The sequence below is a fragment of the Desulfobacter sp. genome (assembly GCF_050177295.1).
On sequence record NZ_JBFXHE010000173.1, the window covers coordinates 1 to 5,100 of the forward strand.

Genomic DNA, 5,100 nt, shown 5'->3' on the forward strand with positions numbered 1-5,100 from the left:
GGCAGCCCAGGGGGTAATGGTAAACGCAATAATCAGGGAAAAGACCATGGCAGCCGACGCCCCCACCGGGATGGGGCGCATGTACGGCCCCATGAGACCGCCCACAAAAGCCATGGGTAAAATCGCGGCAATCACCGCCCATGTGGCCAGAATCGTTGGATTGCCCACCTCGCTCACCGCAATGATGGCAATATCTTTAAAGGAACGGGACCGGTTCTCCGGAAGCCGCATGTGCCTGACAATATTTTCCACCACCACAATGGCGTCATCCACCAGAATGCCGATGGAAAAAATCAGGGCAAACAGCGTGATCCGGTTCAGGGTATAGCCGTGTAAATAGAAAAGCAGCAGGGTCAGGGACAAGGTGGAAGGGATGGCCAGCATGACGATCAGGGATTCCCGCCATCCCAGAAAAATCAGGATGAGCAGGGCCACCCCGAACACGGCAATACCCATGTGCAAAAGCAGTTCATTGGATTTTTCAGCCGCGGTCTCCCCATAGTCCCGGGTCACGGTAACTTCCACATCGCCGGGGATCAGGCTGTCTTTAAGCTGGTCCACCCGGGTTAAAACTTTTTTCACCACATCAACGGCATTGGCTCCGGGCCGTTTGGCCACGGAAAGGGTGACGGCTGCTTCGGGATCATGGCGGTCCTTGCTGCCGAACAATACATAAGAGTCAGGCTCCTGGGGCCCGTCAACGATTTTTGCCACCTGGTGCAGGTAAACCGGATTGCCGCTGTAAACACCGATGACGATATTGCCGATATCTTCGGCGGTTTCCAGGAAGGTGCCGGTCTGGATAAGCATTTCCCGGTTATTGGCCTGGGTGGCACCTGAAAACGACCGGCGGTTGGCCTGGGTGAGGTGATTGATCAGATCAAAGGGTGCCAGATTCCGGGCCGCCAGCTCCAACGGATCAAACAGCACACGCACCTGGCGGCGGGTCCCCCCAATCACTTTGGTTTCAGAGACCTCAAAAATGGATTTCACCTCATCGTCCACCTGGGCGGCCAGCCTGCGCAGCATGAAATGGTCATAGGTTTTGGAATGAAACGTCAGTGCCAGAATCGGCACATCATCAATGGTATGCGGCTTGATCATGGGCATGGACACGCCGTGGGGGATCCGGTCAAAATTGGTTTGCAGCTTCTGGTTCAGCCGGACAATGGAAGATTCTAGATCCTGGCCCACATAGAAACGGACCACCAGCATACTCTTGCCCGGCATGGAAGTGGAGTAGATATACTCCACGCCGGGCAGTTCATAGAGCAGCTTTTCCATGGGGATGCTCAAGCGCTGTTCCACCTCTTTGGCGCCGGCCCCGGGCATGGCAACCATGACGTCAATCATGGGCACTTTAATCTGGGGTTCCTCTTCCCTGGGCAGCAGGGTAATGGCCATGACCCCGAGCAGAAGCGAGGCAATAATGCCAATCAAAGTCAGTTTGGATTCAACAAAGGCCGCGGCCAGCCGGCCGGCAAACCCCTTATGTTCGGGAGACTGTTGTTCGTTCATGGGATTTCTCTATTCCGTTTTTATGGGCTGTCCGTCCACGAGATGCTCATTGTTTTTGAAAATAACCGTTTCACCGGGGTTCAGACCTGCCACAATCTCCGTGAATCCGCCCTGGCGCATACCGGTTCGTACCAGGCGAAGATGGGCTTTGTTGCCGGCAGCCACAAAGACACGTTCCATCTGCCCTTTGGGTAACACGGTGCTGTCCGGTACAAACAGGGACGTCTTGACCTGTCCGGGCAGCTTGACCCGGGCAAACTGCCCGGTGCGCAGTCTATCGTTGTACAAAAGATCAATGGTGACCGGTGCTGTCCGGGAGGCAGGATCAGCCGAAGGGGCCACCTGGGCCACTTTGCCGTTGATGGTCAGTCCGGCCGTGGGGATAGTGACCGTAAGCGTCTGGCCCGGTGCAACCTGGAGCACCAGGCTTTCGGGTACGGCACACACCGCCTGCATGTTCTGATCATTTTCCATGCGCAGCAGCACCGTGCCGGGTGTGGCCAGATCCCCGGCATGTACATTTTTCGCCGTGATCACGCCGGAAAAAGGCGCGGTGATGGTGACATAACCGAGCATGGTCCGGGCACCCTGCATCGCTGCATTTGCCACGGCATACTGATCCTGCATGGATTTAACGGTTTCAGCCGTGGTGGCATTTTTCTTGAGAAGTTTTTCTTCCCGCGAAAGATTGCGCTCGGCCTGATTGAGCCGGGCCTGGGCCTGATTGAGCTGGGCTGCGATCTCCCGGGCACTGATTTTAACCAGCAGGTCGCCTTTTTTTACACGGGAGCCCAGGACCACCGGCACTTGGGTCACGACACCCGTCACTTTGGGAGCAATGGCCGCACGTTCAACAGCCTGCAGGGTTCCCACGACCTCCACAAGTGTGGGCACGGTCTGCTCAATTACGGTGGCAGTCTGCACCGCTGCAACAGGCAGCGCAGGGGACGTATCCTGTGCCCGGGCACCAGCGCCCGGCACCAGGATCATCATCAGAACAAACATAAGGTGTGTACGAATTCTCATTGTAATACCCATTGCCTTAAAAATGTTATTATTATTCAGAATATTGCAGTAATCCGCAGGCCCGCCTTAAGTTGGCAACGGCGATGCAGTGTTCCGCATTGGCCAGTGTGTGGCGGACCTGGGCTTCTGTCAGCCGGTTTTCCGCATCAATCAGTTCCGAAGAAAGCACAAGCCCTGCCTTGAATCTTTCCCGGAAAAGGCGGGCGGACGCCTGGGCAGATGCCACCATTTTTTCGGTCACCTGGCACCTTTTGTCTGTCTGGTCAAGATTCAAAACAGCCTGCCGGATTTCCAGGGCATAGGCCAGTTCCATTTTCCGAAGTTCATCCTTTTCCTGGTCCAGTGCGATGCTGGCCTGTTGAACCCTGGCATCTGTCTGTTTTCCGTCAAACAGCGTCATATTGACGCGGATTCCTGCCATCCATGAGTCACCGGAGCCGCTGCCCATCTCAAATCCATTCTCCACCTGGTAGGAACCAAAGGCATCGGCCGTGGGGTAGTATCCCCCCCCGGGCCTGGCGAAGTCCGGCCTGCCTTGCCTGAATCAGATCTTCACTGGCAAGGGACTGCTGTACCTCCAGGTTCAACAACTCCTGTTTGAGCATATCCCCCTCCTCAAACCGGGCCCTGGCCACCTGTATTGATGCGTCAATGGCCTGAATCGCCGCTTGTCTTGCACTGACATTTCCCTTGGCCTGGACAATGTTGAAAAAGGATTTTACCACGGCAAAGCCAAGACTGTTTTTAACGGCTTTTTCCTGGAGTATGGCCGCTTTTTTCCGGGCATTGGCACCATCCACGCCGGCCTGGCTTCGCCCGCCGTTATAAATCCGGTATGTCAGCCCAAGCATAAACTGAAGATCATCGGTTTCGCCGGGCTCGTTAAAATCAATACGGTTGGAAAACATCCCCTGGTTAAGAATGTTGCCAAATGAGTACATGGGGTTGTTGGTGCGCGAATATCCTGCCTGGGCCCCCAATTGAGGATAGAAGGCTGCGCTGGCTTCCTTTATGGCGGCTGCGGATGCGGCAATTCGCTTCAGCGCAATCTGTGCGTCGGGATTATTCTGCAGGGCAAACCGGACCGCTTCAGGTCCTGTCCACACATCCGGTACAATGTCCCGGGCTGAAGCGACAGGTGTATGCGACAGGGCCCAGCATAAACAAATTACGATAATCATTCGTACAGCACCTGTCCCCAGCCACGCGCAACTTTTTTCAGACCTACAAATCAAAATCATATACTGCCGCCTAAATTATCTTTCATATGTTAAATTCATTTCCCCGGTGCATGGACAAAAAAACAGTCACCTAACCCTGGTTTGATTACCGTTTTTTTCACGGCTTTTATATTTTTATATATTTAATAAGCAGATACTATACCATAACATGCCATAAACTTAAGGCTAAGTATTTTATTTTACCATAAAGCGCATGAAGGACATGAAGATTGATTTTTTGTATATTCTTCATGTCCTTCATGCGCTTCATGGTTTTAATTTTAAGGCACAAGATGAAAAATAAATCTCCCAAATGAGATAGGGAACAGATCATCACTGGAAAATAGAGCCGGCAAAAAGTATGATCATCATGAAAAGTACCATAAAAAAGGAGTTTTCATGATGCATCACATAGAATTTTCTCAAGAAGAGTTGGTTAATATCACACCCGCAATGAAGCAGTTGCTGAACGATACACGCTCAAGACTGAAAGGGACTGATAGAAGGCAGTTCATGGCTCATGTCGTTCTGCTGATGGGTAAAGGAGGTCAAAGGAGAGCAGAAAGAGAGCTCGGTTGGACTCGAGATATAATCTGAAAAGGCATGAAAGAACTATAGTGTTCCAGAAAAATAAATTGGACTCTTTTGGGAGATGATTTATCGTTATCAAAAACCATAGAACCAGCCACATTGATACTTGTCAAACGAATCCAGGCTATTCTGGCTGTAGCCGATGAGCATTCTTTTTCTGATATTGCCAGCATTCTGCGAGTCAGCAAAGAATCCATCCGTCAATGGGTGATAAAATATCTCAGCGGTGGTGTGAATGAATTGCTTGCCGTCCAATTTGCTGTAGGCGGGAAAAATCCTGAAAATACTGAAAAAATCCATCCATTCCTGCAACAGATAAGAATAACAGCGCTCGGGAAGATTGGCCTGGGCATCCAGGGGCATGACACCGGGCTCACCTTCGAAACGATAACACGTCCGCGGAATTTTGAGTTTGCCAAAAACGGAAAAATAATCCCGTCCGCATAACGGGTTTTGACGAATCAATACGGTCCCATTCTCTGACACCGAGGCACCACCGATATCACCCGTACCTTTTTGGCCGAAGTAACATTATTGCCGACAGACCGATTTTCATGAGCCTGGAAAAAATATTCTTTTCCATGAGAAGATCCGGGTGGGACTGGTGGATGGTAATATTACTCAGATCAATATTCTGCGAAAGATCGCCAAGGCCAAAGGCATCGAACTGAACATTATTGTTGATGTCATTCATGTCATAGAATACCTTTGGGAGGCTGGCAGAGCCTTTCATTCTGAATCAGGC

Annotated in this window: 5 protein-coding genes and 2 pseudogenes; 2 read left to right on the forward strand and 5 right to left on the reverse strand. The window is 51.6% G+C overall.

Features of this window, described 5'->3' with window-relative positions; genetic code table 11:
* From AB7U36_RS12885 to AB7U36_RS12900, 4 genes are all read right to left on the reverse strand, one after another.
* Positions 1–1,518: efflux RND transporter permease subunit (locus AB7U36_RS12885; RefSeq protein WP_428160169.1), on the reverse strand; the 1,518-nt coding region annotated here is incomplete at its 3' end.
* Positions 1,519–1,527: 9 nt separating this feature from the next.
* A complete protein-coding gene (locus tag AB7U36_RS12890) occupies positions 1,528–2,544 on the reverse strand; it encodes an efflux RND transporter periplasmic adaptor subunit (protein ID WP_428160170.1) in 1,017 nt (338 codons plus the stop codon).
* A 31-nt stretch (positions 2,545–2,575) separates the two neighbouring features.
* Complete coding sequence (locus tag AB7U36_RS12895; RefSeq protein WP_428160171.1) at positions 2,576–2,992, reverse strand: TolC family protein; 417 nt, start codon at positions 2,990–2,992, stop codon at positions 2,576–2,578.
* A 1-nt stretch (position 2,993) separates the two neighbouring features.
* On the reverse strand, positions 2,994–3,725 hold the full coding sequence (locus AB7U36_RS12900; RefSeq protein ID WP_428160172.1) for a TolC family protein: 732 nt from the start codon (positions 3,723–3,725) through the stop codon (positions 2,994–2,996).
* Between the two features lie 438 nt (positions 3,726–4,163).
* Between AB7U36_RS12900 and AB7U36_RS12905 the strand changes: the two genes are divergently transcribed.
* Both AB7U36_RS12905 and AB7U36_RS12910 read left to right on the forward strand, forming a co-directional pair.
* Entirely contained in the window at positions 4,164–4,361 is a 198-nt protein-coding gene (locus tag AB7U36_RS12905) for a hypothetical protein (protein WP_428160173.1), read from the forward strand.
* Positions 4,362–4,454: 93 nt separating this feature from the next.
* Positions 4,455–4,586: pseudogene (locus AB7U36_RS12910) on the forward strand (helix-turn-helix domain-containing protein); the annotation flags it as partial.
* A 51-nt stretch (positions 4,587–4,637) separates the two neighbouring features.
* Here AB7U36_RS12910 and AB7U36_RS12915 read toward each other — a convergent pair.
* Positions 4,638–4,938: pseudogene (locus tag AB7U36_RS12915) on the reverse strand (ISKra4-like element ISDpr10 family transposase); the annotation flags it as partial.
* Positions 4,939–5,100 lie beyond the last annotated feature (162 nt).

Bases quoted from the DNA above. Each gene is read 5' to 3' on its own strand.
- AB7U36_RS12895 (WP_428160171.1), bottom strand. From the start codon at position 2,992: ATGGGCAGCGGCTCCGGTGACTCATGGATGGCAGGAATCCGCGTCAAT.
- AB7U36_RS12900 (WP_428160172.1), bottom strand. From the start codon at position 3,725: ATGATTATCGTAATTTGTTTATGCTGGGCCCTGTCGCATACACCTGTC.
- AB7U36_RS12890 (WP_428160170.1), bottom strand. From the start codon at position 2,544: ATGAGAATTCGTACACACCTTATGTTTGTTCTGATGATGATCCTGGTG.
- AB7U36_RS12905 (WP_428160173.1), top strand. From the start codon at position 4,164: ATGATGCATCACATAGAATTTTCTCAAGAAGAGTTGGTTAATATCACA.